General features: G+C 72.6%; 17 protein-coding genes. 9 read left to right on the forward strand and 8 right to left on the reverse strand.

Features of this window, described 5'->3' with window-relative positions; genetic code table 11:
• The first annotated feature begins 136 nt into the window (after positions 1 to 136).
• Positions 137 to 1018, forward strand: a complete 882-nt coding sequence (locus tag AB1460_RS12605) for a hypothetical protein (protein WP_368961272.1) — start codon at positions 137 to 139, stop codon at positions 1016 to 1018.
• Positions 1019 to 1091: 73 nt separating this feature from the next.
• On the opposite strand, the gene AB1460_RS12610 is transcribed toward AB1460_RS12605, so the two are convergent.
• Both AB1460_RS12610 and AB1460_RS12615 read right to left on the reverse strand, forming a co-directional pair.
• A complete protein-coding gene (locus tag AB1460_RS12610; protein WP_368961273.1) occupies positions 1092 to 1640 on the reverse strand; it encodes an NADPH-dependent FMN reductase in 549 nt (182 codons plus the stop codon).
• A 34-nt stretch (positions 1641 to 1674) separates the two neighbouring features.
• The gene (locus tag AB1460_RS12615; protein WP_368961274.1) at positions 1675 to 2232 is read right to left on the reverse strand and encodes a flavin reductase family protein; all 558 of its coding nucleotides are present in this window, start codon (positions 2230 to 2232) and stop codon (positions 1675 to 1677) included.
• Between the two features lie 617 nt (positions 2233 to 2849).
• Between AB1460_RS12615 and AB1460_RS12620 the strand changes: the two genes are divergently transcribed.
• From AB1460_RS12620 to AB1460_RS12630, 3 genes are read left to right on the forward strand one after another with little or no spacing between them, the layout of a single operon-like run.
• Entirely contained in the window at positions 2850 to 5105 is a 2256-nt protein-coding gene (locus tag AB1460_RS12620; protein WP_368961275.1) for an HAD-IIIC family phosphatase, read from the forward strand.
• Positions 5105 to 5341 (forward strand): acyl carrier protein, encoded by a 237-nt coding sequence (locus tag AB1460_RS12625; RefSeq protein ID WP_368961276.1) that lies wholly within the window; start codon positions 5105 to 5107, stop codon positions 5339 to 5341. Before AB1460_RS12620 ends, AB1460_RS12625 begins: the two co-directional genes overlap by 1 nt.
• On the forward strand, positions 5331 to 5882 hold the full coding sequence (locus tag AB1460_RS12630) for a serine O-acetyltransferase (protein WP_368961278.1): 552 nt from the start codon (positions 5331 to 5333) through the stop codon (positions 5880 to 5882). The genes AB1460_RS12625 and AB1460_RS12630 overlap by 11 nt, the downstream gene beginning before the upstream one ends.
• A 100-nt stretch (positions 5883 to 5982) precedes the next feature.
• Here the strand turns inward: AB1460_RS12630 and AB1460_RS12635 are convergent, their stop codons facing one another.
• Entirely contained in the window at positions 5983 to 8319 is a 2337-nt protein-coding gene (locus AB1460_RS12635) for an MMPL family transporter (protein WP_368961280.1), read from the reverse strand.
• A 159-nt stretch (positions 8320 to 8478) separates the two neighbouring features.
• Here AB1460_RS12635 and AB1460_RS12640 point away from each other — a divergent pair, with 159 nt between their 5' ends.
• On the forward strand, positions 8479 to 9903 hold the full coding sequence (locus AB1460_RS12640; protein WP_368961323.1) for a sensor histidine kinase: 1425 nt from the start codon (positions 8479 to 8481) through the stop codon (positions 9901 to 9903).
• Complete coding sequence (locus AB1460_RS12645; protein WP_368961281.1) at positions 9900 to 10613, forward strand: response regulator transcription factor; 714 nt, start codon at positions 9900 to 9902, stop codon at positions 10611 to 10613. Before AB1460_RS12640 ends, AB1460_RS12645 begins: the two co-directional genes overlap by 4 nt.
• A 695-nt stretch (positions 10614 to 11308) precedes the next feature.
• Here AB1460_RS12645 and AB1460_RS12650 read toward each other — a convergent pair.
• From AB1460_RS12650 to AB1460_RS12670, 5 genes are all read right to left on the reverse strand, one after another.
• The gene (locus AB1460_RS12650) at positions 11309 to 12304 is read right to left on the reverse strand and encodes a hypothetical protein (protein WP_368961283.1); all 996 of its coding nucleotides are present in this window, start codon (positions 12302 to 12304) and stop codon (positions 11309 to 11311) included.
• Positions 12305 to 12681: 377 nt separating this feature from the next.
• On the reverse strand, positions 12682 to 13839 hold the full coding sequence (locus AB1460_RS12655) for a cystathionine gamma-synthase (RefSeq protein ID WP_368961285.1): 1158 nt from the start codon (positions 13837 to 13839) through the stop codon (positions 12682 to 12684).
• An 83-nt stretch (positions 13840 to 13922) separates the two neighbouring features.
• Positions 13923 to 15314 carry a cystathionine beta-synthase gene (locus AB1460_RS12660; protein WP_368961287.1) on the reverse strand — a complete coding sequence of 464 codons (1392 nt, stop codon included), beginning with the start codon at positions 15312 to 15314 and terminating at the stop codon, positions 13923 to 13925.
• Between the two features lie 189 nt (positions 15315 to 15503).
• Positions 15504 to 18167 (reverse strand): substrate-binding domain-containing protein, encoded by a 2664-nt coding sequence (locus AB1460_RS12665; protein WP_368961288.1) that lies wholly within the window; start codon positions 18165 to 18167, stop codon positions 15504 to 15506.
• 200 nt (positions 18168 to 18367) lie between these two features.
• Positions 18368 to 18748, reverse strand: a complete 381-nt coding sequence (locus AB1460_RS12670) for a YccF domain-containing protein (RefSeq protein ID WP_368961289.1) — start codon at positions 18746 to 18748, stop codon at positions 18368 to 18370.
• A gap of 642 nt (positions 18749 to 19390) precedes the next feature.
• Between AB1460_RS12670 and AB1460_RS12675 the strand changes: the two genes are divergently transcribed.
• From AB1460_RS12675 to AB1460_RS12685, 3 genes are all read left to right on the forward strand, one after another.
• Entirely contained in the window at positions 19391 to 21523 is a 2133-nt protein-coding gene (locus AB1460_RS12675) for a putative bifunctional diguanylate cyclase/phosphodiesterase (protein WP_368961291.1), read from the forward strand.
• A gap of 122 nt (positions 21524 to 21645) precedes the next feature.
• Complete coding sequence (locus AB1460_RS12680) at positions 21646 to 23205, forward strand: AlkA N-terminal domain-containing protein (protein ID WP_368961324.1); 1560 nt, start codon at positions 21646 to 21648, stop codon at positions 23203 to 23205.
• Positions 23202 to 23699, forward strand: a complete 498-nt coding sequence (locus AB1460_RS12685) for a methylated-DNA--[protein]-cysteine S-methyltransferase (RefSeq protein ID WP_368961292.1) — start codon at positions 23202 to 23204, stop codon at positions 23697 to 23699. The genes AB1460_RS12680 and AB1460_RS12685 overlap by 4 nt, the downstream gene beginning before the upstream one ends.
• Positions 23700 to 23726 lie beyond the last annotated feature (27 nt).

A 23726-nucleotide genomic window follows, 5' to 3' on the forward strand; every position in this document is an offset into this window, starting at 1 on the left:
GCCGCCCGGTAGACACTGTCCCGACACACCGCATTAGGTGATCGTGTAGCTACTACCAGTGAGATAAGGTCCCGCCGACATTGGATCGGTGTGCGGGGGGACCAATGCGGGAAGCCGCGACATTGCGGGGACAGCTGTGATCGCCGTACTCGTCGGCACGGCCGCGGCCTTCGCCATGGTCGCACTCGTGGTGGGCGTCATCGGTCTGGTGCGCGGCCAGGTGGCAAGCCTGCGCATCGACGACCGGCCGGTCGCGGGCCTGGTCACCGCGGTCAGCTTCACGATCGCCGTCGCGGCGTTCGGTGCGCTGGCGCCGGACGAGGAACGAAGCGACGCGACGGTCGCCGCGCCTCCGCTGGGCACCGCCGCCACCGTCCAGCCTGCTCCGGAGCTGTTCGGGCGGAGCCGCGCCGATCTGGCGACCGGGTTGCCGCGGGCGGCCGCTCGGCAGCTTCCCGACGGGTCTGGTGGTGCTGCGGACGGCAGTGCGACCGTGCGGACCCCGCCGCCGGACGCGACCACTGCGCCGGGTGGGACTGCAACCGGCCAGAGCACCCAGCGCGGACAGGCGGGCCCTGGCGGTGTACCGGCACCCGGGACCTCCGCACCCGGACAGACCCCCGGCATCGGCGGACCGACACCCACTCCCACCCCGTCCGACGGCGGGTCGGGTCGGCCGGCCGTGCCTGGGCAGGCGGTGCCCGGCTACCCGGGCACCCGCGGCAGCGGAACGACACCCGACCCGGAACGAGGACCGGGATCGCCCGGGGTGGGTGACGCGGTGCCTGGCGGCGGTTCCGCGCCGGGAAACGGCGGGACGGGTGGTACCGGTGGTATCGGTGAGCGGGGCGTGGGTGCGGGGACGGAACCGCCGGGTCCGGCGAGCCCCGGTCTCATCCCCGGTCCAGTTCCGCACCCGGCGCCCTGGTGTGACGACGGGTTCGGCGGGATCGACATGGGACTCCCGGATGTCCGGGTCGGGGACGTCTTTCCGGAGCTGGCCGCCCAGTGTGGCTGACGGACGGCTGTGGCTGACGGCCGCGTGACGGCAGCGTCCGAGGGCCCGAGGGCCACGCCTCGCGGTGGGCGGCTCAGGCGAGGGGCTGCGGCACGGCGGCCCGCGCCGCGACGAGCGCGGTGATCGAGGCGATGTTGCCGGTGGCCCAGGCGTCGAGCTGGGTCGGTAGCTCGGCGAGCGCCGAGTCCAGCACGAACACCCCGCGTGTCGGGCAGGACGCGCCGATCTCGACCAGCAGCGGCCGCAGGTGGACCTCGAGCGCCAGCGCGTGCTCGGGGGCGCCCGCGACCAGCACGGGAACTGTCGGCACCCCGGCCAGCTCGCCCTGGCCGACCTGGTCGAGCAGCAGCTTGAGCAGGCCGGTGTAGGTGGCCTTGTAGGTGGGAGTCGCCACGATCAGGACGTCCGCCGTCTTCATGGATGTGACGGCGGCCTTCACCGCGGGGTCGCCCCAGCCGAGCAGACCCGGGCCGAGCTCGCTGACCTCGATTACCTCGCTCACTGCTTCGACGTCGGCGGGGAACGCGGCCGCGACCTGATCCGCCACCGCCTCCGCCACCGACCGGGTGCGCGACTTCGGCTTGGGGTTGCCAACGACACTCAGAATGCGGCGCTGCGGCATGGGACGACCCTTCTGTGGTTCGCGCGACTCGGTTTCAGCGACGTGCTGAGAACTGACCGTAGGTGCCCCGGAAGTACAGCAGTGGCTCCCCGGCGTCCGCGGCGCCCAGGCGCTCGACCATGCCAAGAGTGATCACATGATCGCCGGCATCGTACTCACGGTGCAGGGAGCACTCCATCCATGCGAGGGCCCCGTCGAGGATGGGTGCCCCGTTTTTGCCCGGCGTCCAGCCTATCCCGCGCCACTTGTCGGTGCCGCTCATTGCGAACTGCTGGGATATCGACTCCTGAGAGTTGTCGAGCACATTCACACAGAAGCGGCCGTTCGACCGGATCCGCGGGTAGCTCGTGGACGTCCGAGCCGGCAGGAACATGATCAGTGGCGGGTCCAGGGAGGCGCTGCTGAATGACTGGCAGGTCATTCCGACGGGTTCGGTGCCATTGGTGGCGGTGACAATCACGATCCCCGAGCAGAAGTGACCGAGAACGGTGCGGAAGTCGGCCGCCTCGGTAGCGGTGAAGACCCTCGGCGGCGGGGTCGCCTCCGCCGGGGGCTGGCGCTGCGTGATCACGCCACGCGCTGCCTGGGTCATCGGTGCCTCCGCGGGTTGGGCCGGGCCGGCGCCGATCGGTGGAGACCGGACGTGCGCCGGCGAACAGTGCCACGAGATCCCGCGAGTTCGGTCCGTCGTCCGTACCGGCCGGGTTCTCGCGGGCCACACTCGTACGCTCACGCCCGGAGGTGTCACGGCTGTTACGTCGCCGTGGTGCGCCCGTTGCGCTGTCTGCTGCGGCCAAGGCTGCCTGGTTTGTCGGTGGCGACGGGGGGAATCTCCCGAATTCCGCTGGCCCGGCGATGACGTCCGGCGGGCGGTGTGGGTCTGGACGTCCGCCGGCGCGGCGGTCGTGCCGGGCCGGATCAGGCCAGGTCGAGCCAGGCCGGGCCAGGCCGGACGGGTGTAGGCGGGGAGCCTGCGCCGGCTCCGGCGCGGGGCGGTCCGTGGGCGGTTCGTAAACGGCTGTCGGCCCGGGAAGGGCCCGCCCGCCGATCGGCGGTTGCCCGTTGGGGTGTGGTCGTCCAGTGGCTTCTCAGGTGGACCAGGGAGATCCTCCGGCGTTGTCCGGAGACCCTTACGTAAGGGTAGAGTTGACTCGCGTCTCCGTGTAGCAGGGCGCTTTGCAACAGGCGCCCGGGGGAGGAATTCGATCTATGGCTGATCCCGAGCGCCGCAGTGGGCGGAGCATCGCGGAACTGGCGGCGGCCGCCGCCTCGGTCGAGGTCCCGACAGCGGGGCTGTGTCGCGACCTCGCCCTGGCCCACGAGCGGGCAGGTGATCACGCCGCGGCCGTGCGCTGGGCCCTGGCGCTGACCGACGCGGGAGGCGACCTCGCCGCCTGGACGGCAGCCGCCGGTGTGCTGCGCCGCGCACTCCCGGCGGCCGACCTGCGGCTGCGGCCGGCGAAGGTCGCCGTGCTCGGCAGCTACACCACCGCGCAGTTCGCCGCGCTGCTGCCGCTGGCCGCTGCCCGCGCGGGCGTCGCCGTCGAGGTGTACGAGTGCGGCTACGGCCAGTACCGCCAGGAGGTGCTCGACCCCTCCAGTGGCCTGTACGGATTCGGCCCGGACGCCGTCGTCCTCGCGGTGCACGCCGGCGACACCGCCCTGCCGGCCTTCGCCGAGGACCCCGGCCACGCGGTCCGCGTCGAGGCGGCCCGTTGGACATCGCTGTGGGAGATCATCGTCTCCCGGCTGGGTGCCCGCGTCATCCAGCACACCTTTGTCGTGCCGGAGGCCGACCCGTTCGGCCACCTGGCCCGGCGCACGCCCGCGGCGCGCTCCTCGCTGCTCGCCGCGCTCAACACCGCGCTCGGCGAGGCCGCGGCCGGCCCGTCGGCCTCAGGGACGTCGGCCTCAGGGACGTCGACTCCGGACACGTCGGCGGAGGTCGGGCCGGTGGAACGGGGGTTCACCGGTGTGTCCTTCGTCGACTGCGAGCGCCTCGCCGCGACGGTCGGCAAGCGGGACTGGTTCGACCCCCGCTACTGGCACCGCGCCAAGCAGGCGGTCGCTCTCGGTCACGTTCCCGCACTGGCCCGGCACACCGCCGCCGTGCTCGGCGCCCAGCTCGGCGCCAGCCGCAAATGCCTCGTCCTCGATCTTGACAACACTCTGTGGGGTGGGGTGCTCGGCGAGGACGGCCTCGCCGGCATCGCGCTGGGCGACGGCCCGGCCGGGGAGGCCTTCAGCGCGTTCCAGGAGTACATCGCCCTGCTCCGCGACCGCGGCGTGATCCTCGCCGTGTGCTCGAAGAACAACGACGCGGACGCCCGCGAGGCCTTCGAGCGGCACCCCGCCATGCGGCTGCGGCTCGGCGACATCGCGATGTTCAGCGCGTCCTGGGACGACAAGCCGACCCAGATCCGCCGCATCGCGCACACGCTCGGCATCGGGCTGGACGCGCTGGTGTTCGTCGACGACAACCCGGCCGAGCGCGAGGTGGTCAGGCAGCTGCTGCCCGAGGTCGATGTGATCGCGCTGCCGCGGGACCCCCACGAGTACGTGCGCGCACTCGCCGACTACCCGTTCTTCGAACCAGGCCTCCTCACCTCGGAGGACACCGCCCGTACCGAGCAGTACCGGGCCCGCGCCCAGGCAGCCGAGCTGGCGGCGTCGGCCTCCTCCCTGGAGGAGTTCCACCGCGGGCTGGAGATGACCGCGACCGTGGTGCCGCTCGACGAGCTGACACTGCCACGGGTCGTGCAGCTCATCGGGAAGACGAACCAGTTCAACCTGACGACCCGGCGCCGGGGTGTGGCGGAGGTCGCCGAGCTGGCGGCTGATCCCTCGTCGGTCGTCCTCTGTCTGCGGCTGGCCGACCGCTTCGCCGACCACGGGCTGGTGGCAGTGGTCATCGCCCGCCAGCAGCGGGAGACCGGAGCCGCGGCCGGAGCTGTCGCCGGGGCCGGGGCCGGCGACAGTGCCGAGGCTGATCTGACGGTGCTGGACGTGGACACCTGGCTGATGAGCTGTCGGGTCATCGGCCGCACGCTCGAGGACGAGATCGCCGGGCTGATCGTCGCGGAGGCCCGGCGCCTCGGGTGCGCCGCGGTGCGGGGCCACTACCTGCCGACGGCGAAGAACGCCCTGGTGGCGGATCTCTATCCCCGGCTGGGCTTCGGCCCGATCGGCAGCCGCGGCAGCGGCGAGGGCGGGGACGGCGCTCCGGGGGAGCGCACCGACTGGCTGCTGCCCGTGACGGACGCGCAGCGGAGCCCCGGCCTCATCCGGATTGTCGACGGCCGCCCGGCCGGTGACAGCCGGTGCGTGCCCAGCCCACAGGAACACGGTCCCCAGCCGCCGCGGCTGCGTGGACTGCCCGAACCCCGGCCGCGCACGGTCGGGACCGCGGAGTCGAGTGCTTCGGCGCCAATCATGGAACGAACGATGGAGGAGGTGGCCGGCTGATGGTGCATGAGCGCCTCACCCAGGTCTTCCGGGAGATCTTCAGTGACGACGAACTGGTCGTCTTCGACACCACCACGGCGGACCAGGTTCCCGGCTGGGATTCCCTGGCCCACATCAACCTGATCTACGCGGTGGAGAGCGAGTTCGGCGTCCAGATACCCGACGAGCGGCTGGGCTCGTTCACGAACGTCGGCGAGCTGCGGACCTGCATCGAGGAACTCAGCAGTGTCGGGTGAGCGGCTTTCGCTGCGAGCGCAGCTACGCGAGGACAGAGCGGTCCACTACGGTTCCTGGCTGCACCCCGGCTACCAGGCGCTGGCCGTCCACCGGTTCGGCCGGTGGTGCCGGGAGCGCGGCGGGGTCGTCGGGCGGCTCGGCACGCTTGCCTTCCGGGCCGTGAACAACATCGTCATCCGCAACCTGCACGGCACCGAGATCTCCGTCGACGCGGCGATCGGGCGTCGGGTGCTCATCGGTCACCACCAGGCGCTCATGATCCCGCGCCATTGCGTGATCGGTGACGACACGATCATCCGTCACGGAGTGACCATTGGCTACGCGAACACGCAGGCGCCCCCCGAGGCCGTCCCGAAGATCGGCTCCCGGGTGGACATCGCACCGGGGGCCCACCTGATCGGGCCGATCACCATCGGCGACGACGTCCGGATCGGGCCCGGTTCGATCGTCACCGTGGACGTCCCGGCCGGGTCGACCGTCTTTGCCGCACCAGCGCGGATCATGCGTCCCGCGGCCGCGGCCAGTGCCCATCTGCCGTGACCGCCGCGGGGCACGACCAGGAGGGTCGTGATTGCGACACCGGTTGCGACCCTTGCTGGCACACGATGGCCGGGCTGTGGCGGGCCCGGCCGCCGGTATCTCACCGGCTGCCCGCCGGCCGTCGCGGGTGGACGGTCGGCGCCGGTGGGTGGACAGTCGGCGGTTGCGCGGCCACGGTCGCGGCAGCGACCGGCGCCTGCGGGCGGGCATCGTGCACAGGCGGCATTCCCTGCTCTGACAGCCCGAACCGGGTACCGAGCCGGCGTACCGGAGCCGGTGCCCACCAGCTCGCGTGGCCGGTGATCCGCAGCAGGGCCGGTGCGAGCAACGCCCGCAGCACGCAGGCGTCCAGCAGGACCGCGAGGGCGAGACCCGTCCCGAGCAGCTTGATGCTGGTGACCGACGAGGTGATGAACCCGGCGAACACCGTGGCCAGCAGCAGTGCGGCGAAGGTGACGATGCGACCGGTGTGGCGCATCCCGCTGACGATCGCCGCGGCCGGATCGCCGGTGCGGTCGTAGTCCTCGCGTATGCGGGCCAGCAGGAACACCGTGTAATCCATCGACACACCGAAGGCCACACAGAAGACGAGCACCGGCATGGCGGCCGGCACCGACCCGACCGCGGTGAAGCCCAGCAGGCCGGACAGGTTGCCGTCCTGGAACACCCACACCAGGACACCGAACGTCGCGCCGAGCCCCAGCACGTTGAGCAGCAGCGCCTGCAACGGCACAAGCACCGAGCCGAGCATTGCGACCAGCGCCAGCAGCGTGACGGTCGCGATGAAGCCACCGACGAGCGGGAGCCGGGAGACCAGCGCGTCGGTGGTGTCGACCTGCGCGGCCGTCGGGCCGCCGACCAGCGTCATGAAGGGCGGGCGCAGATCTCGGACGTTGTCCAGGAGCGTCTCGGCCCGGGCCGAGTTCGGGTCAACTGTCGGGACCACCGAGAGATACGCGGCGTCCCCGGCGACGCGGGGCGCGGTCACGCGCGCCACGTCCGGCAGCTCCGCCAGCTCCGCGGCGAAGGCGTCCAGGCTCGCCGCGGTACCGCTGCCGCTGCCGGTCCCGCCCGCCGCTGCGCCGCCCAGACCGGTCGCGACGACGTCGAAAGCCCCGCTCTCCCGCCCGTCGAACTCCTGACGGATGACCTCGGCCGCCTGGCGGGACGCGCTGGAGGCCGGCAGGTTGCGGTCGTCATAGATACCGAGCGCGAGCTGGCCGACCGGCAGCGCGAGCACCACCAGGACCCCGGCGACGAGCGTCGCGACCACCACCGGACGTCGCATCACCGCACCGGCGAGAGCCGCCCAGAACCGGCCGGTGTCGGTGGCCGCGCGGCGCCCGCGCGGAATCATCCGATCGCCGACCAGGGCCACGGCGGCCGGGACGACCAGCACGGTGAACAGGGCTGCCAGCACCGTGGCGATGACGCCGGCAATGGCCATCGTGCGCAGGAACGGCACCGGGAACATCGCCAGAGCCAGCAGTGAGACAGCCACCGTCGCCGCCGAGAACATGATCGTCCGGCCGGACACCCGGACTGCCGTGGCCATCGCGGCGTCCCGGTCCGCTGCTGCGGCCCGGCCGGTCGCGGCGTCCCGGCCCGGCGTCCTGGCCAGCTCCTCCCGGTACCGTGCGATCAGCAGCAGCACGTAGTCGATGGACAACCCGAGCCCGAGGCCGACGACGATGTTGGTGCTGAACGTCGTCACCTGGATGACGCCGGCGAGCAGACCCATCAGCGCGATGCCACCGAGCACGGTCAGCATGCCGACGGCGACCGGGACGAGCGCGACCCGCACGCCGCGCAGGAACAGCACCAGCAGCACCATGATCAACGGCAGGGCGATCAGCTCGGCGCGCAGCAGGTCCGTCGCGGTCCGGTCACCCACCTCGGCCGCGACGACGTCGGGACCGGTCACGCTGACCGTGGCCGCCGGGGTGGATCGGCGCAGCCGCTCGGCGAGGTCGCCTGCCAGGGAGGCCCGTTCGCCGTCGTCGCCGCGCAGGCTTGCCACCACGAGCGCGTGCCGGCCGTCGGCGGAGCACAGCGCCCCGCCCGCCGAGTTCGCGGAATCCCAGCAGGAGACGACCGACGCGACCGCCGGTTCGGCGGCGAGCAGGTCGCGGACCCGGGAGCCCTCCGCGACGAGCGCCGGCGCATCCACCGGCCGCATCACCTCCGGGCCCGGTGCACCGGTGGCGGCGATCACGGCGATCAGACCTGTCGGAGTGCGGTCGAAATGTTCCGCCAGCAGGTCGGCCGCCCGGGCGGACTCGCTGTCCGGCGGCGAGACACCGCCTTCGGCGAGTGTGCCACCCGCGACGACGCGCAGTCCCGTCAGCACGGCCAGGCCCAGCAGGACGCAGAGGAGCACGCGTCCCCGGGCAGCCACGAGCCGCTCGGAGAAGGTCGACGAAGGTCTTGGAAGCATGGTCCGAGTAGGCCACCGGCGCCGGCCGGGCACATCCGGCCCGTGGCCATCAGCATCCGGGACGTGGGCCGGCCAGGGGCTGTACCGCGGTCCAGGTGCCCGGACCGTCCTGAGTACGAGGCGGCGCACCGGACCGCCTCGTACGGTGAGTGCGTGGGCATGAACCTCGGGTGGTCCGGTGGTGCGCCGCTCGGCCGGCCCGCACGAGACAGCACCGCCGACCCGCTGGCCGGCATGGTGCGGCTCGCGGACGGCGCCGTGTACGGCCTCACCTGCCTTGCCGCGCTCATCAGCGCGCTGCTTGTCGGGCCGGAGCCGGTGGCGCTGGTGCTGATCCTGCTCGCGGTGGCGGCGCCGGCCGCCGAGATCGGCGGCCGGCGGATCCCGCCGGCTCTGGCCGCACCGGTCAGCGTCGCGTCGGTGACGGGGCTGATCCTGCTGGACGCGCCGAAGTCCGCGCTGCTGGTGCTGGTGGCCGTCGCGGCCTGGGTCGCGCTGCGGTCGCCGTCGGTGCTGCTCAACGCGTCGATGGTCGTGGCGGTCGTCGTCCTGTCGTATGTGGACTTCAGCCGCCAGCCAGTCGGGAAGCACGACGGCTACCTGGCCTCGGGCTCGATCGTCTGGGGTGCCGCCGCGCTGTACGCGACCGCCACCGGCGGAGTGCTGCGACGGACAGGCGTCCTCGCGGCCGAGCTGGCCAGGGCACAGGACCAACTGGTCGCTGCCGCGGCGACCGACGAACGCCGGCGGATCGCGCAGGACGTCCACGACCTGGTCGCGCACTCGCTGGCGGTGGCACTGCTCAACATCACCGGAGCCCGCCGGCTGATCCGCAGCGAGCCCGCCCGCGCCGACGAGGCGCTGGCGCGGGCGGAGGATGTCGGGCGGGAGAGCCTGCAGGGAATCCGCCGGGTCGTCGGCCTGCTCGGCGGCGACAGCCGGGGCGGCGGCAGTGCAGCGCGCGTCGCTGTCGGCGGTGTCGGCGGTGTCGGCGGCGGCATGGGCGCTGGGCCGCTGCCGGCGGCGCACGACATCGGCGCCCTGGTCGAGGGCTACCGGCGCAGCGGGATGGAGGTCGCCTTCTCGGTCGTGGGTGACCGCGGCCAGGACAGTCTCGACGGGCTCGACCAGGCCGCCGGCTCGGTCCTGTTCCGGACGGTGCGTGAGGCGCTGGCCAACGTTCTGCACCACGCCGGCGGCGCGGCGACGGCGATCAGCATCGAGGTGATCGCCGCCGCGGTCCACGTGGTGATCCGCAACGATGCGCCCCCGTGGGGCGTCCGTGGCCCGTGGTCCGGCAACGGTGCTGGCGCTCCCGAGCGGCGGCTCGCGCCGCGCGGCGGCCAGCTCGCCGGCGGGGGGCCCGGCTCCGTCGGCAGGGCCGCCGCAGGCCTGGCCGGGCCGCGTCCGCCGGGGATGGGGCTCTCCGGGATGATCGAACGGGTTCACGCGCTCGGTGGTTCGATCACGGCCGGCCCCCGGGACGACGGCTGGGAGGTGGCCGCCTCGATCCCCACGATGACCGCCGCCGCGGGGTCGGCGGCAGGTTCGGCGGCAGGTTCGGCGGCGGGAGGTACCCGGTGAGCTACCCGGAGCCTGTGTTGCGCGTACTGCTGGTCGACGACCAGCAGCTGGTGCGCGCGGGCATCGCGCTTGTCCTGAGCGCGGAGCCCGGCATCGACATCGTCGGTGAGCGGGCGGACGGCGACGAGGTCCTTCCCGCGGTCCGTGCGCTGTCGCCCGATGTCATCCTGTTGGACATCCGGATGGCCCGCATGGACGGTGTGGACGCCCTTCGCGCCCTGGGGCGGGCGGGGGACCACCCGCCGGTCCTGGTGCTCACGACCTTCAGCGACGACGACGTCGTGTGGGGCGCGATGGCGGCCGGGGCGGCCGGGTTCATCCTGAAGGACCGCCCGGCCGACGACATCGTCCGGGCCATCCGGCTCGTTGCTCAGGGCGGGTCCTGGATCGATCCGTCGGCGAGCGGGCGCCTGCTCGCCGCCTTGCGTACCAAGGCCGTCGCCGATCTCGGGGTGCGGCGGAGGTTCGAGCGCCTTTCCGACCGCGAGCTGCAGGTCCTGCAGGCGATGGCGCGCGGTGCCACGAATCGTGAGATAGCGGCGGAGCTGCGGGTGGCTGAGCGCACGGTGAAGGCCCACGTCGGCAGCATCTTCGGAAAGCTGGAGGTGCGTGACCGGGCCGGCGCGATCGTGCTGGCGCATGATGTCGGCTTTCGTGCCGGTGGACCGGACGGATCCGGACCGCGGGGCGTGCGGAACCTGAGCACCTGAGCGTATGGTGTGCATTCGCCAACAGCCGTCATGGCGTTTGCGCCCCATTGTCGGCCAGCGGATCAGTGCCGTTGAATCGTGCCGGAGAGCGGTCTCGAAGGGGAGATATCTCAATAATCAAGGTGTTGGGGCTCGGCTGGCGGAAAAGAAGCTGAGTGATCTCCGCTGCACTTCTCTGCAAGTGATCAGGTCACTTGGTTACCCTGTCCGGGCATCCGCTACCGTGCCGCCGTGTCTTTGAGTTCGCTATCCCAGATGTCCGTCGGCCCGCCCGCGGCTCCCGCCGCGCTGCCGACGCCCCCACCTATTCGCATGAATGGACAGTCCGTGCCCGGAGGGGCCGCACCGGATGGATCCTGGCCGGCTGACCTGCTGACCGGCTCGTCGGCATTCGCGGTACTTGCCGTGCTGCTCGCGGCGGCGCTGGTGAGCGCACTGGTGGCCGTCGCCGTCGGCGGCGCCCTGCGCGCCCGCCGTGCCGAGGCGAAGCAGGGCCCCGGCCCCCGCGGCACCGCCGCACCGCATCCTGCTCACACACCCGGAGCCGCCCGCGCCGCCCGCGCCGCCCTGCGCCCCGCGCCCCTGCGCCCGATCCGTCTGACGCCCGCCCGCCCTGGTCCGGCCGCCGTCGGGTCCACCTCGCGGGTGTCCGCCGGTGCGGCGGCTGCGCGATCGAGATCAGCCGGCCGGCGGGGCTACACGGCGGCCGGGGCCCATTCCTGGGCCTGGGTGACGAGGCCCGTCCAGTCGGCTCCCCGGCTCCGGGCCCGGTTCGCAAGCGACATGATCCCGTTGGTCAGCCAGGCGGTGGGACGCACGGCGGAGGTCGCCAGCGCTCGGGTGGCCAGCGTCTGAGCCTCGTCGAGCGCGTCGGCGTGCATCGCGGCGGACGCCTGGTACAGCCGCACCGCGGCCAGCGCCCCGGGGGCACGCGACCGATCGAACGACGTCGAGGCGGCCGTGAGCCGGCGACGCCCCTCGGTCAGCGCGCCCGCGCCCACCAGTGCGGCGCCCCCGAAGGTCGGCAGGTAGCCCGGATGCAGGCCGTCAAGGGCGTAGCCCTGCGCGGCGGTGGGTACGTCACGGGCCAGCTTCTCGGCCTCCAGCACCACCTCCATCACCCGGTCGGCGGGCTCGCCCCGACCGGCGCGGATGTTGGCCTCGGTGGTCATCGCGAGGATCGCCGTATGCGAGCGGGGCGCCGTGGAACGGGCCGCGAGCGCGAGGGAGAGCCCGTCGTCGACGCTGCTGAAGGTGTAGGCGGCCAGCTCGGCCAGCACGACGCCCGCGTGGGCGGCGGTCGGCGCGTCGCCGACGTGACGGGCCAGGACCAGTGCCGTGCGGGCCGACACGACCGCCCGCCCGGACAGGCCGCTGTCGCCCTGCGCCACGGCCGCCATGACCAGAACCCTGCTGTGGGTACGGCGCCAGTCCCGACGGATGGCTGCGGGCTGGCGCCGGCCCGCCATCGTCTCGGTGTGGCGGGCGATGACGTCGAGCCGTTCGACGAGGTCCGAGGGGGCCATCGTCTCCCAGCGGCGCGCCATGGTCGCCAGACCGGTCTCGATTCGGTCGAGAGTGTCCCGGCCCGGGTCATCCGCGGCAGTCATGAGACGTGATCCCCCGAGTGCGAGCGCGGCTGCGGTCGCACCTGCGGCAACGACCAGCCGCCTGTCCGCGACTTCGTCCATCCCGTACTCCTGGGCGTCGTTGTCCGGTCACGGCGGCAGAAGCCCGGATGATCCGGACGTAATCTCATGATTAGTCTCCGGAAAGAGATGATCGCGAATCTACTCTGACGGTAGCGAGACCGCCGCGTTCTGTCGTCATCCCGCTGGGATCTCGGGACTTTCGTCATATGACGGGGTGTTCCTGTGCGCCAGTCGGCCCGGGTGTGCTGTTTTCCGGCTGGCGGGTTTTGGTAGATCTTTCGTTGGGCGCTGCGCGCATCGGCGGGCTGCCGCCTGTCGCGCCCCGACCACCCGCGCGTGGGCGACGGGGTGTCGAGGCGTCGAGGCGTGAACAGTCGGGCGGGTGCGTCGGCGGCCCACCCCGGTGATGCGCTGCCTCAGACGGTGTCGAGGGCCTGGTCGAGGTCGGCGAGCAGGTCATCGGCCGCCTCGATGCCGACCGAGAGCCGGACGAGATCGTCAGGCACCGCCAGCGGGGAGCCGACGACCGATGCGTGGGTCATCCGGGCTGGATGCTCGATCAACGACTCGACTCCGCCCAGCGACTCGGCGAGGGTGAACAGCCGTGTGGCCGCGCACACCGCGAGCGCCGCGTCCGCGCCGGCCGCGAGCTGAAAGGAGACCATGCCGCCGAAGTCCCGCATCTGCTTGGCAGCAATCTCGTGGCCCGGATGGCTGGCGAGGCCCGGATAGTGGACGGAGGAGACGGCCGGGTGGCCGGCGAGTAGCGCGGCGACCTCCCGGGCGTTCGCACAGTGCCGGTCCATGCGCACCGGCAACGTCTTGATTCCCCTCAGCACGAGCCAGGAGTCGAACGGCCCGGGAATCGCGCCGGCCGCGTTCTGCAGGAAACGCACCTGCTCGGCGAGCTCGGTCGACGCCGTCACCACCGCTCCACCGACCACGTCGCTGTGCCCGCCGAGGTACTTCGTGGTCGAGTGGACGACGGCGTCCGCGCCGAGGGCCAGCGGTTGACACAGGTACGGCGACGCGAAGGTGTTGTCGACGACGAGCAGGGCGCCTGCCTGGTGGGCGGCACTGGCGAGAGCCGCGATGTCAGCGATGGCCAGCAGGGGGTTGGTCGGTGTTTCGCACCAGACGAGCGCCGTGGCCCCGGGCCGGATCGCCGCGCTGGCCGCCGCCGGGTCGCTGAGGTCGGCGGCGGTGTGCTCGACGCCCCATTCGGCCAGCACCCGGGCGAAGAGGCGGTAGGTGCCGCCGTAGGCGTCGGCGGGGATGACGACATGGCTTCCGGGTCGGCACACCGCGCGGAGCAGCGCGTCCGACGCGGCCAGGCCGGAGGCGAAGGCGAGGCCGGCGGCGCCGCCCTCGAGCGCGGTGAGGCTTGTTTCCAGTGCCGCTCGGGTCGGGTTGCCGGAGCGGGCGTACTCGAAGCCGGCCCGGAGCCCGCCCACTCCGTCCTGCGCGAAGGTGGACGCGGGATGGATGGGCACGACCACGGCACCGGTCGCCGCGTCGGGCTCCTGCCCGGCGTGCACCGCCACGGTCTCGAAGCCCACATTCCGATCAGCCATGAAGCCAGCCTTCGCGTGTGAGGGAGCGGCCGCGGGCCGGTGCCGGGCGGCGACCACCGGTGGCCGGCTCCAGCCGGGGTACGTCAGTGAACGGCGAGGAACGTCAGGAGGTCGGCCCTGGTCAGGATGCCGGTGGGGTTGCCCTCGTCGAGGACGAGCGCGGCGGCGTTCTCCCCCAGCGCGGTCACGAGGGCCGACAGCGGTTCGCCGGCACCGATCGTCGGCAACGGCGCGGACATGTGGTCGACGACCGGTGCCTCCACCGTGGAGCGGTCGGCGAAGACGGCGTCGAGCAGGTCCCGCTCGACCACCGCGCCGGCCACCTCGGCGGCCCGCACCGGTGGTTCGTGCCGCACCACCGGCATCTGCGAGACGCCGAACTCACGCATGTAGGAGATGGCCGCCCCGACGGTCTCGGCGGGATGCACATGGACGAGGTTGGGCGGCCCGGCGGTCTGGCTGACCTTGTGCGCGAGCACCGAGGCGACGGTCGGCTCGTCCGACGGCGGCTCGAGGAAGCCGTTGTCGTACATCCACTCGTCGTTGAAGATCTTGGAGAGGTAGCCGCGGCCGGAGTCGGGCAGCAGGACCACGACGCAGCCGTCGGCCGTGTCGGCGGCGTCCAGCTCGCGGGCCACCCGCAGCGCGGCGACGACCGCCAGCCCGCAGGAGCCGCCGACGAGGATGCCGGCCCGGCGAGCGATCTCCCGGGTCATCAGGAAGGAGTCGCGGTCGCTCACGGCCTCCACCCGGTCGACCACGGACTTGTCGTAGGTCGACGGCCAGATGTCCTCGCCCACTCCCTCGACGAGGTAGGGCCGGCCACTGCCGCCGGAGTAGACCGAGCCCTCCGGGTCGGCGCCGACGACCTGGACGGCACCGCCGCTGACATCCTTGAGATAGCGGCCGGTTCCGCTGATCGTGCCGCCGGTGCCGATGCCGGCCACGAAATGGGTGACCCGGCCGTCGGTCGCGTGCCAGATCTCGGGGCCGGTGGTGGCCCGGTGCGCGGCCGGGTTGTCGGGGTTGGAGTACTGGTCGGGACTCCAGGCGCCGGGTGTCTCGCGCTGGACCCGCCGGGCGACCGAGTAGTACGAGCGGGGATCGTCCGGCGCGACGGCCGTCGGGCAGACGATCACCTCCGCGCCATAGGCCCGCAGGACCGCGCGCTTCTCCTCGCTGATCTTGTCGGGCATGGTGAACACACAGCGGTAGCCGCGCCGCGCGGCCATCATGGCGAGACCGACGCCGGTGTTGCCGCTGGTCGGCTCGACGATGGTGCCGCCGGGGCCGAGCCGGCCGTCCGCCTCGGCAGCGGCGATCATCGACAGGGCGATCCGGTCCTTCACCGAACCGCCCGGGTTCAGGTACTCGAGCTTGCCGAGCACCGGCGTCCTGGTGTCGGCGATCGTCGGTGTCAGCCGCACCAGTGGCGTGTCACCGACCAGATCGGTGACATGGTCGTAGACGTTCATAGCCCGCCGCCCCCTCGCCGAGGACCCTGCGCCGACTGCTGGCGCAGCCGTCGGGACAGACGCTACCGGCGGTTCTCCCGCTTCGCCGTTCGGCCGCGGTCCGGACACGGGAAGACACCGAGCGAGCCTTCCGAGGCCTGGTCGGAGCAGGTCTGGAGACCAGCCCGACCAGGCCGGGGACCGGTCGACTCAGGTCTGGACGGGTCCCACCCCGGCCGTCATGGCGTTCACGATCGTGGTGTTGTCCCGGATCGTTGCGTCATCCCGGGCGACGAAGTGGGCCCGGCTCGTCACGTCCCGCTGGTTCTCCATGTAGTACTTCATGAACGCCGCGACGGCCGGTCGGCGCAGCGCCTCCTTGCTGGCGTAGATGTACAGCGGCTTGCACAGCGGCATGTACATCCCGGTGCCCGCGGTGACCGCGTTCGGTTCCACGCAGCCGCGGCCGGCGTCGATCTGGACGGCCCGCACCTCGTCCGCGGCCGCCTGGAAGTTCGAGTAGTCCATGAACCCGATGGCGCCGCGGGCGTACTCGATCTCCGCCGGCACCTCGTCCAGCTCGACCTCCTGGTACTGACGGGTGTTGTCGGAGGCGCCGGTCATGCTGGCGAGGAAGACCTTGGCGTGGACGGTGCTCGGCGCGGGGCCGACGAGCCGCACGGGCTCGGCCGGGAAGGAGGGATCGATCTGGTCCCAGCTGGTGACGGTGGAGTCCCGCTTCCACAGCGAGCCGATCTGCGCCGTGGTGAGGCACTGTGCCCAGGTGTTCTCCTTCGGCACCACGATGGGCAGCAGGTGGTGCGCGATCTCGAATCCGACCACCTTGTCCTTGCAGGCCGGGTCGGTCAGCGCGAACGATGCCCCGGCGATGTCGGCCTGGCCGGCGCAGAGCTTGATGAGGCCGTCGTCGGTGTCGGTCGCGCTCACCTGGACGGTGACGCCCTTCTGCGCCTCGCGGAACATCGCGTACGCGGTCCCCGTGATCGGTGCGACCTCGGCGGAGCCGGTCGCGATCACCGTGTTGGGGCCGGCCGGCACCGCGGTCCGGGTCGCGGTGGCGTCGTCGGCGCTGATCCCGGCGGCCTGCTCGGCGGAGCGCATCGAGTCCGCCGGGAACTGGGGGTGCTGGTCGATGGTCGACGGCGGCAGCGGTCCGGTGTCGGCGGCTGTGATGGCGGCGGGGTCGCTCCCGTCGTCCGTGAGCACGAGGCCGAGAGTCACGCTGCCGGCGACGAAGACGACGAGAGCCGCGGCGGCGGCGAGGAGCCAGCGCGTCGACCCGAACGGCCCGACCGGCCGGGTCCCTGGTCGTGGCCTGCTACCCGGGCTTCCTGCCGCGGGCCCACCGGCTGTGGGCCCACCGGCTGTGGGCCCGGCGGTGCCTGCCGGGGGCTGGTGGCCGGCAGCTGTCGCGCGCTCCGTCAGCGCGGTGAGTGCGGTGACCGGCGCCACGGGCTCGCCACCCGGGCCAGCGAGGCCACCCGCGACGGCACCGGGCGGGACGTCGACCGGCGAGCTCACCGCCGGCGGCCGGCTCACCGGCGGAATGCTGGGCGGCGGGGTGGTCACGTAGGCCGCCGGTCCGAGCACCACGGTCTGGGAGCCGGCCGGCTCGGCCGGGCTCTCCGCCTCGGCGAGCAGCGCGGCGCCCAGCGCCAGGTCGGAGTCGGCCTCGATCCCGCGGCGGCCGATGCCGCCGAGCGACTCGTCGAGCAGCCTGCCGACGAGGGGGAGGCGCGCTCCCGGGCCGCGCATGACCAGGAGCGACAGGTCCTCCGGCGTGGCCGGAACCGAGCGGATGGCCCGGGCGAGGGCGCGCACGGCGTCCTCGATCATCGGCCTGACGAGGGTCTCGTACTCGTCCCGGGTGACCGTCACGCTGATCGCGTCGCCGGTACCGGAATCGGCGGCGCTCACCTCGATCCGGGCGCTCTCCTGGATGACCAGCTCCTCCCGCGCCGCCGCGCACGCGGCCAGCAGGGGGTCGGATGCCGATGCCGACACCGGTGGTGTCGTCGATGCCAGGGGCGGTGTCGACACCGGAGGCGGTGGCGTGGCGGTTTCCGCCGCAGTGCCGTGCGCAGTGCCGTGTGCAGTGCCGTGTGCAGCGCCGTCCGTGGTGCCGTCCTTGGCGCCGGGGCCTGCGAGGGAAGAGGAGGCAGCCGCGTCCGGAGTGGGCGCTGTCGCGGCCAGCCGGGCGGCGGCGGCAAGCACGTGGGTCCGCAGCAGCTCGTCCAGCATCGAGGTGGTCGCGTCGGAGAGCCCGACCGGGCCGCCCGCGACCACGAACCCGGCTGGCATGGCCGCGTGCACGGCTGCCTCGAACCAGCCGGTGCCCAGGTCGAACGTGCCTACATAGCTGCCCGGGGTGGCCCTGCCAGCTCGGTTGAACAGGGCCGCGGACGCTTCGGCCGCGGTGCGCACGGTGAGCGCGACGTCGGCCTCGACCCGGGCGAGCGCGTCCGCCAGGCCTTCGCGTCGGCGCTGCGGCCAGCTGCCGGGGACGACCACCAGCACCAGGTCCGGTGCGGTGCCGCGAGCTGCGGTGACCGCCTCCACCAGCCATGACAGGTAGCGCGCCACCAGGGCCGAGGCGCTGTAGCCAACGCTGCCGACGAGAATGGGAGTGGGATCGCCGAGCCGCTCGACGAATCGTTCCGCAATGTGGCCCCGGTCGGACCGGGCCAGCCTGGCGGCGGCCGGGCCGCCGCGTGCGGTGCCGTCAGGGCTCAGGTGAAGAATCGTGGGCACCGCCGCCGATGTTCCGATCGGAACGAGGCTCGGCCATCCCGCCTCGGCGACCGCGACGGTTGTTTCGGATACTCCCAGATCGATTCCGAGCTGATACCCCATGCTTTCCCCCCTGACGTCCCATCACAGCGCGAAGATGGTACCCAGAGGGATTGCGGGTGCGATACCGCACCCACATGGGATTTGTGTGGGCGGTGGCGCCGGGGCGGAACGCGGAGGCTGCACCGTGGCGGGTGTCGCTACCGGCACCTCGTGCGTCGGGAGCACGCTGTCACGGTGGTGCTGACGGGTTGCGGATGCGGCTATGGCTCCTCGACCGGGACGATGTCCTTTCCGAGGGGCAGCAGCGAAACCGGAATGAGTTTGAAGTTGGCCAGGCCAAGCGGTATTCCGATGATCGTCAGGCAGAGCGCGATGCCGGTGGTCAGATGCCCGAGCGCAAGCCACCAGCCGGCGAGCAGGATCCACAGGATGTTGCCGATCAGTGACGCGCTTCCGGTGTTCGGCTTGTCCACCACTCTGCGTCCGAACGGCCACAAAGCGTAGTTTGCCATACGCAGCGAAGCGATGCCGAACGGAATGGTGATGATGAGGATGAAGCAGATCAGCGCGGCCAGGGCGTAGCCGATCGCCAACCACACTCCGCACAGCACCAGCCAGATCACGTTGAGTAGGATGCGCATCGCTGTCGCCGCCTCCCTGGGTCGTGCGCTCAGGTGTGCTCATGGAACTCCGTGCGGGCGGGGCGGGTGCCGCCCGCGCCGTTCTCCGGGGCGGGAGCCGCCCTCCGCGCCCGGGTTCAGATCGGTCCCGGGGCGCGGCGATCACCGCGTTGACCGGCCCGGAACTCCTGCCCCGGATGGACCTCCCCGGACGGGTCGAGAGCTGTTCGACCTGCCTTACCACGGTCACCCGCGGTACGGGTGGGCCCGCCGGGTGGCGGTGACCGTGTGCAGGCGCCCGAGCCGCGGCCCCTTTCCGCCTCCCTGTTGTCTTTTCCGTGGGCAGACACGATCACAGGCGCCCACGCAGCGTGGTGCTCCTCACAGCTCGTGTGCAGCGCTGCCGGCCTCATGGTGCTTTCCGGGCATGGTCGCGGTGCCTGCATGCCCCGTTCTCGGGCCGCCAAACGATGGCGGGACGGCAATCGTGCCGGTGGCGCGTATGGGCTGGGGACCACCCGCGACGCGCAGACTGGAGTACGGTTTGCGGCAGTTGATGAAATAGACCGTTTTGTCCGTTTGACAACACGACGTGAGCAAGCGGTGCCGGTGAATGAGTGGCAACGCGAAAGCGGTACTCCACGGGCGGGACTGAGGTATCCGGTGACGATCGAGACCGAGACGGCGGAGCTGGTGGACCAGTGGTTCGCCGAGATCACCGCGGTCGATCTCCTGCCGCTCACCGCCGCGGACGCCCGCGCCTGGCTGGCACGTCTGGCGGCGGAGCTCCTCCGAGCGGTGTGCGCCGAGCCGTTCCGGCCCGAGATCGGCTACGAGACCGGTGCCCGGCTCGTGCACGGGCAGGTGATCTCCGGTGAGGCGCTGGGGCGGACCGTGCGGCTGCTCGGCCGCCAGCTGGCCACCCTGGCCCATCGGACCGACCCGGGCCGGCCGGCGTCGGCGACAGGCCCGGTGCTTCTCGCCGGGCGGATCGCGGACCTGCTGGGCGAGCTCGTACGAGGCCACACGGAAGCCCTCCGGGAGCGGACCCGGGACGGCCACGCCGCCGTCCGACGGGCAGATCTCGGTGCCCGCGCTCATGCCGAGCGGGCGCAGCGGATCTGGCAGCGCAGGCTGGACGCCGTCCTGAGCGGTGCCTCGCTGGGCATGCTCGTCGCTGACCGCACCGGGCGGATCGTCGAGGCCAGCGACTCCGCACTGGACCTGCTCGGCCTGGCCGCGCACCGCCCGCCGACGGCCTGGCCGCTGCGTGAGATCGTCCACCCGGCGGACCGGGAAGTCGTCGGACGGCTGTGGCGGGAGGCCCGCCGCGGGCGTTCTCGCGCCGAGTGCCGCATTCTGCGACCCGACGGGACGCCGATGTGGGTGGCGATGACCCTGTCGACCACCCAGGGCGGTGCCGGCGACTGGTTCGGCGTCGCGATGCTCGAGGACATCACCGAGCGCCGCCGGCTGCAGGAGGAGATCCGGCTGCACGCCCGGCGCGACGCGCTGACCGGGCTGGCGAACCGGACCGCGTTCCTCGACAGCCTGCAGGCGGCGTTCCGGACCGCCGGGCCCGCGACGCGGATCGGCCTGTGTTTCCTCGACCTCGACCGGTTCAAGATGATCAATGAGGGGTTCGGGTACGAGGCGGGCGACCAGCTGCTCATCGAGGTGGCCCGCCGGCTCGACCGGGTCGTCACCGCGACACCGCCCGCGGGCACCGTGGCCCGGATGGGCGGTGACGAGTTCATGATTCTGGTACCGGACAGCGCCGGGATCGACACGGTCACCGGCATCGCCCGACAGGCCCTCACCGCCCTGCGCGACCCCGTCCGCGTCGACGGCCGGGACCTGCCGGTCACCTGCAGCATCGGTGTGGTCGAGATGGCTGTCGCCGAGACCCGGCCCGCCGACCTCATCGCCGCCGCCGACGCCTCACTGACCTGGGCGAAAAGCGGAGGGAAGGATCGATGGACGGCGTTCGACGCTGACCGGGGCACCCGGGAGGCGACCCGGGGCCTGCTGTCCCGCTCGATGGGCCCCGGTCTGGCCCGAGGTGAGTTCTCGCTCGTCTACCAACCGATCGTCGACCTGGGTGGCGGTGCGATGGCCGGTGCCGAAGCGCTGCTGCGCTGGGACCATCCCCGGCTCGGGCCGACCCGTCCCGGTGAGTTCATCGACCTGGCCGAGGACACCGGCTTCATCGTCCAGCTGGGGGAGTGGGTGCTCGAGCGGGCGTGCGAGACGGCGAGGGACTGGCCAGCGCACATGTTCATCAGTGTCAACCTCTCCGCCCGCCAGCTGCGTGAGCCGGGCCTGATCGACGTGGTCGAGGGCATCCTGGCCCGCACTGGTCTGCCGCCGGAGCGGCTCCAGCTCGAGCTCACCGAGACCGTGCTCATGGACTCCGGCGGTGAGCAGCTCACCGCGCTGCACGGGCTGAGCGCGCTCGGCGTGCGCATCGTCATCGACGACTTCGGTACCGGCTGGTCGAACTTCGCCTACCTGTCGACCATGCCGGTGCGCGGGCTGAAGCTCGCCGGCCTGTTCGTCGCCAAACTCGGCCAGGGCACCGAGCCGAGCCGGGACGACCACCTGGTCGAGGCGATCGTGGAGTTCGCCCGCAAACTGCGGTTGTCGGTCACCGCCGAGGGTGTGGAGACACCTGGACAGGCCGCGGCGCTGCGCGCGTTCGGCGCCGATCTCGGGCAGGGCCACCTGTTCGGCGAACCGGCCCGGGTTGACGAGTTCACCGCGACGTTGCTGCGCCAGGCCTTCGCCGCCACCTGACGCGGGTTCGCCCGCCGGCCGCGATGTCGGATTCCTGCTGGACCTGACCGGCTCCGCGCGCGAATCCTGGACAGGTGCCCACCCCCGACGAGCAGCCGCGGGCGGCCGGTGCCACGGGTCCCGTGGCACCGCTGCCGGACCCCGAGCTGTGCGCGCGCGCCGTGCGATCCCGCGATGCCCGCTTCGACGGGTGGTTCTTCGTCGCGGTCACCTCGACCGGCATCTACTGCCGGCCCAGCTGCCCGGCGAGACCGCCACGCACCGAGAACATGCGCTTCCATCCGACCGCCGCGTCGGCGCAGCGGGCCGGTTTCCGGGCCTGCAAGCGCTGCCGTCCCGATGCCAGCCCCGGGTCGCCGGCCTGGAACCACCGGGCGGACGTCGTCGCCCGGGCCGTGCGGCTCATCGCGGACGGCGTCGTCGACCGCGACGGCGTCCCCGGGCTGGCCGTCCAGCTCGGGTACAGCATCCGGCAGGTCGAGCGCCAGCTGCTGGCCGAACTCGGCGCCGGCCCGCTCGCGCTCGCCCGTGCGCAACGCGCGCAGACCGCACGGCTCCTGCTCGAAACCACGACCATGAGCATGGGCGACGTCGCGACAGCCGCCGGCTTCGGCAGCATCAGAGCCTTCAACGGGACAGTGCGCGAGGTCTTCGCGACCGCCCCCGGTGACCTGCGGTCGGCCGCCATGGCGATCTCGCCCACCTCGCCCACCTCGCCCACCACGGCCACCTCGGGACCCATCTCGGCGGTGGTGCCGACCACCACGGCGAGGTCGTCCGCTCCGGCGACGTCCTCGCTGACGGTGCGCCTGCCGTTCCGCGGGCCGCTGCATCCCGACGAACTGTTCGGGCATCTTGTCGCGACGGCCGTCCCGGGTGTGGAGGAGTGGCGAGAGGGCGCCTACCGCCGCTCGCTGCGGACGCCCCACGGGTACGCGATCGTCGCGCTGCGGCCGCTGCCGGACCAGATCGCCTGTCGGCTCTCCCTGACCGACATGCGGGATCTCGGCCCGGTCATCGCCCGCTGCCGACGGCTCCTCGACCTGGACGCCGATCCCGAGGCGATCGACAGCCAGCTCGCCCGCGATACCGCGCTGGCTCCGCTGATCGCCCGTGCCCCGGGCCGGCGGGTTCCGCGCACCGTCGACGCGGCCGAGTTCGCGGTGCGCGCGGTGCTCGGGCAGCAGGTGTCGATCGCCGCGGCCCGCCGGCTCGCCGCCCGGCTGGTCCAGGCTGCCGGTCAGCCGATCCATGACCCGGACGGGGGACTCACCCACCTGTGGCCGAGGACCGCCGATCTCGCCCGGCTCACCGCGGACGCCCAGGTGCCCGCCATGCCGGCGGCGCGGCGACGGACCTTGACCGCGCTGGTCGCGACCCTCACCGCCGGTGAGATCGAGCTCGGCGCAGGCGGTGACTGGGCGCGAGGCAGAGCAGCCCTGGCGGACCTGCCCGGAATCGGCCCGTGGACGATCGAGACCATCGCCATGCGGGCCCTCGGCGACCCGGACGCCTTTCCCGCCGGGGATCTGGGTGTCCGACGGGGTGCGGCACGCCTCGGGCTGCCCGCCGGCCGCGCCGCGCTGGTCGCCCGTGCCGAGGCCTGGCGGCCCTGGCGGGCGTACGCCGTCCAGCACCTGTGGGCACTGCAGGACAACGCGCGAGGAGAGGAAGAGCAGTGACCCGTCACACGCACACCGTCATCGACAGTCCGATCGACCCGCTGACTCTGGTGGCGAGGGACGGCGAGATCGTCGGCCTGTTCATGGCCGGCGGACGTCACCTGCCCGACCCGGCCTGGTTCGGCGACCGCGACGACACGGCCTTCGGCGAGGCGGCCCGCCAGCTCGACGAGTACTTCGGCGGGGGGCGGACGGCCTTCGACCTGCCGCTGCGGCCGGCCGGCACGGACTTCCAGCGGCGGGTCTGGGCGGCGCTGCGGGAGATTCCCTACGCGGTGACGATCTCGTACGGGGAGCTGGCACGGCGGATCGGGCAGCCGAGTGCGTCGCGTGCCGTCGGGCTGGCCAACGGCCGGAACCCGATCGGGATCGTCGTCCCCTGCCACCGCGTGATCGGCACGAACGGCAGCCTCACCGGCTACGCCGGCGGTCTGCACCGCAAGAGCCGGCTGCTGGCACTCGAACAACGCGCAGCGGGCGTCTCGCTGCTGTGAGCCGGGGCCACCCGCGGCCGGGGGCCC

This window comes from Parafrankia sp. FMc2 (genome assembly GCF_041008525.1).
GTDB lineage: Bacteria > Actinomycetota > Actinomycetes > Frankiales > Frankiaceae > Parafrankia.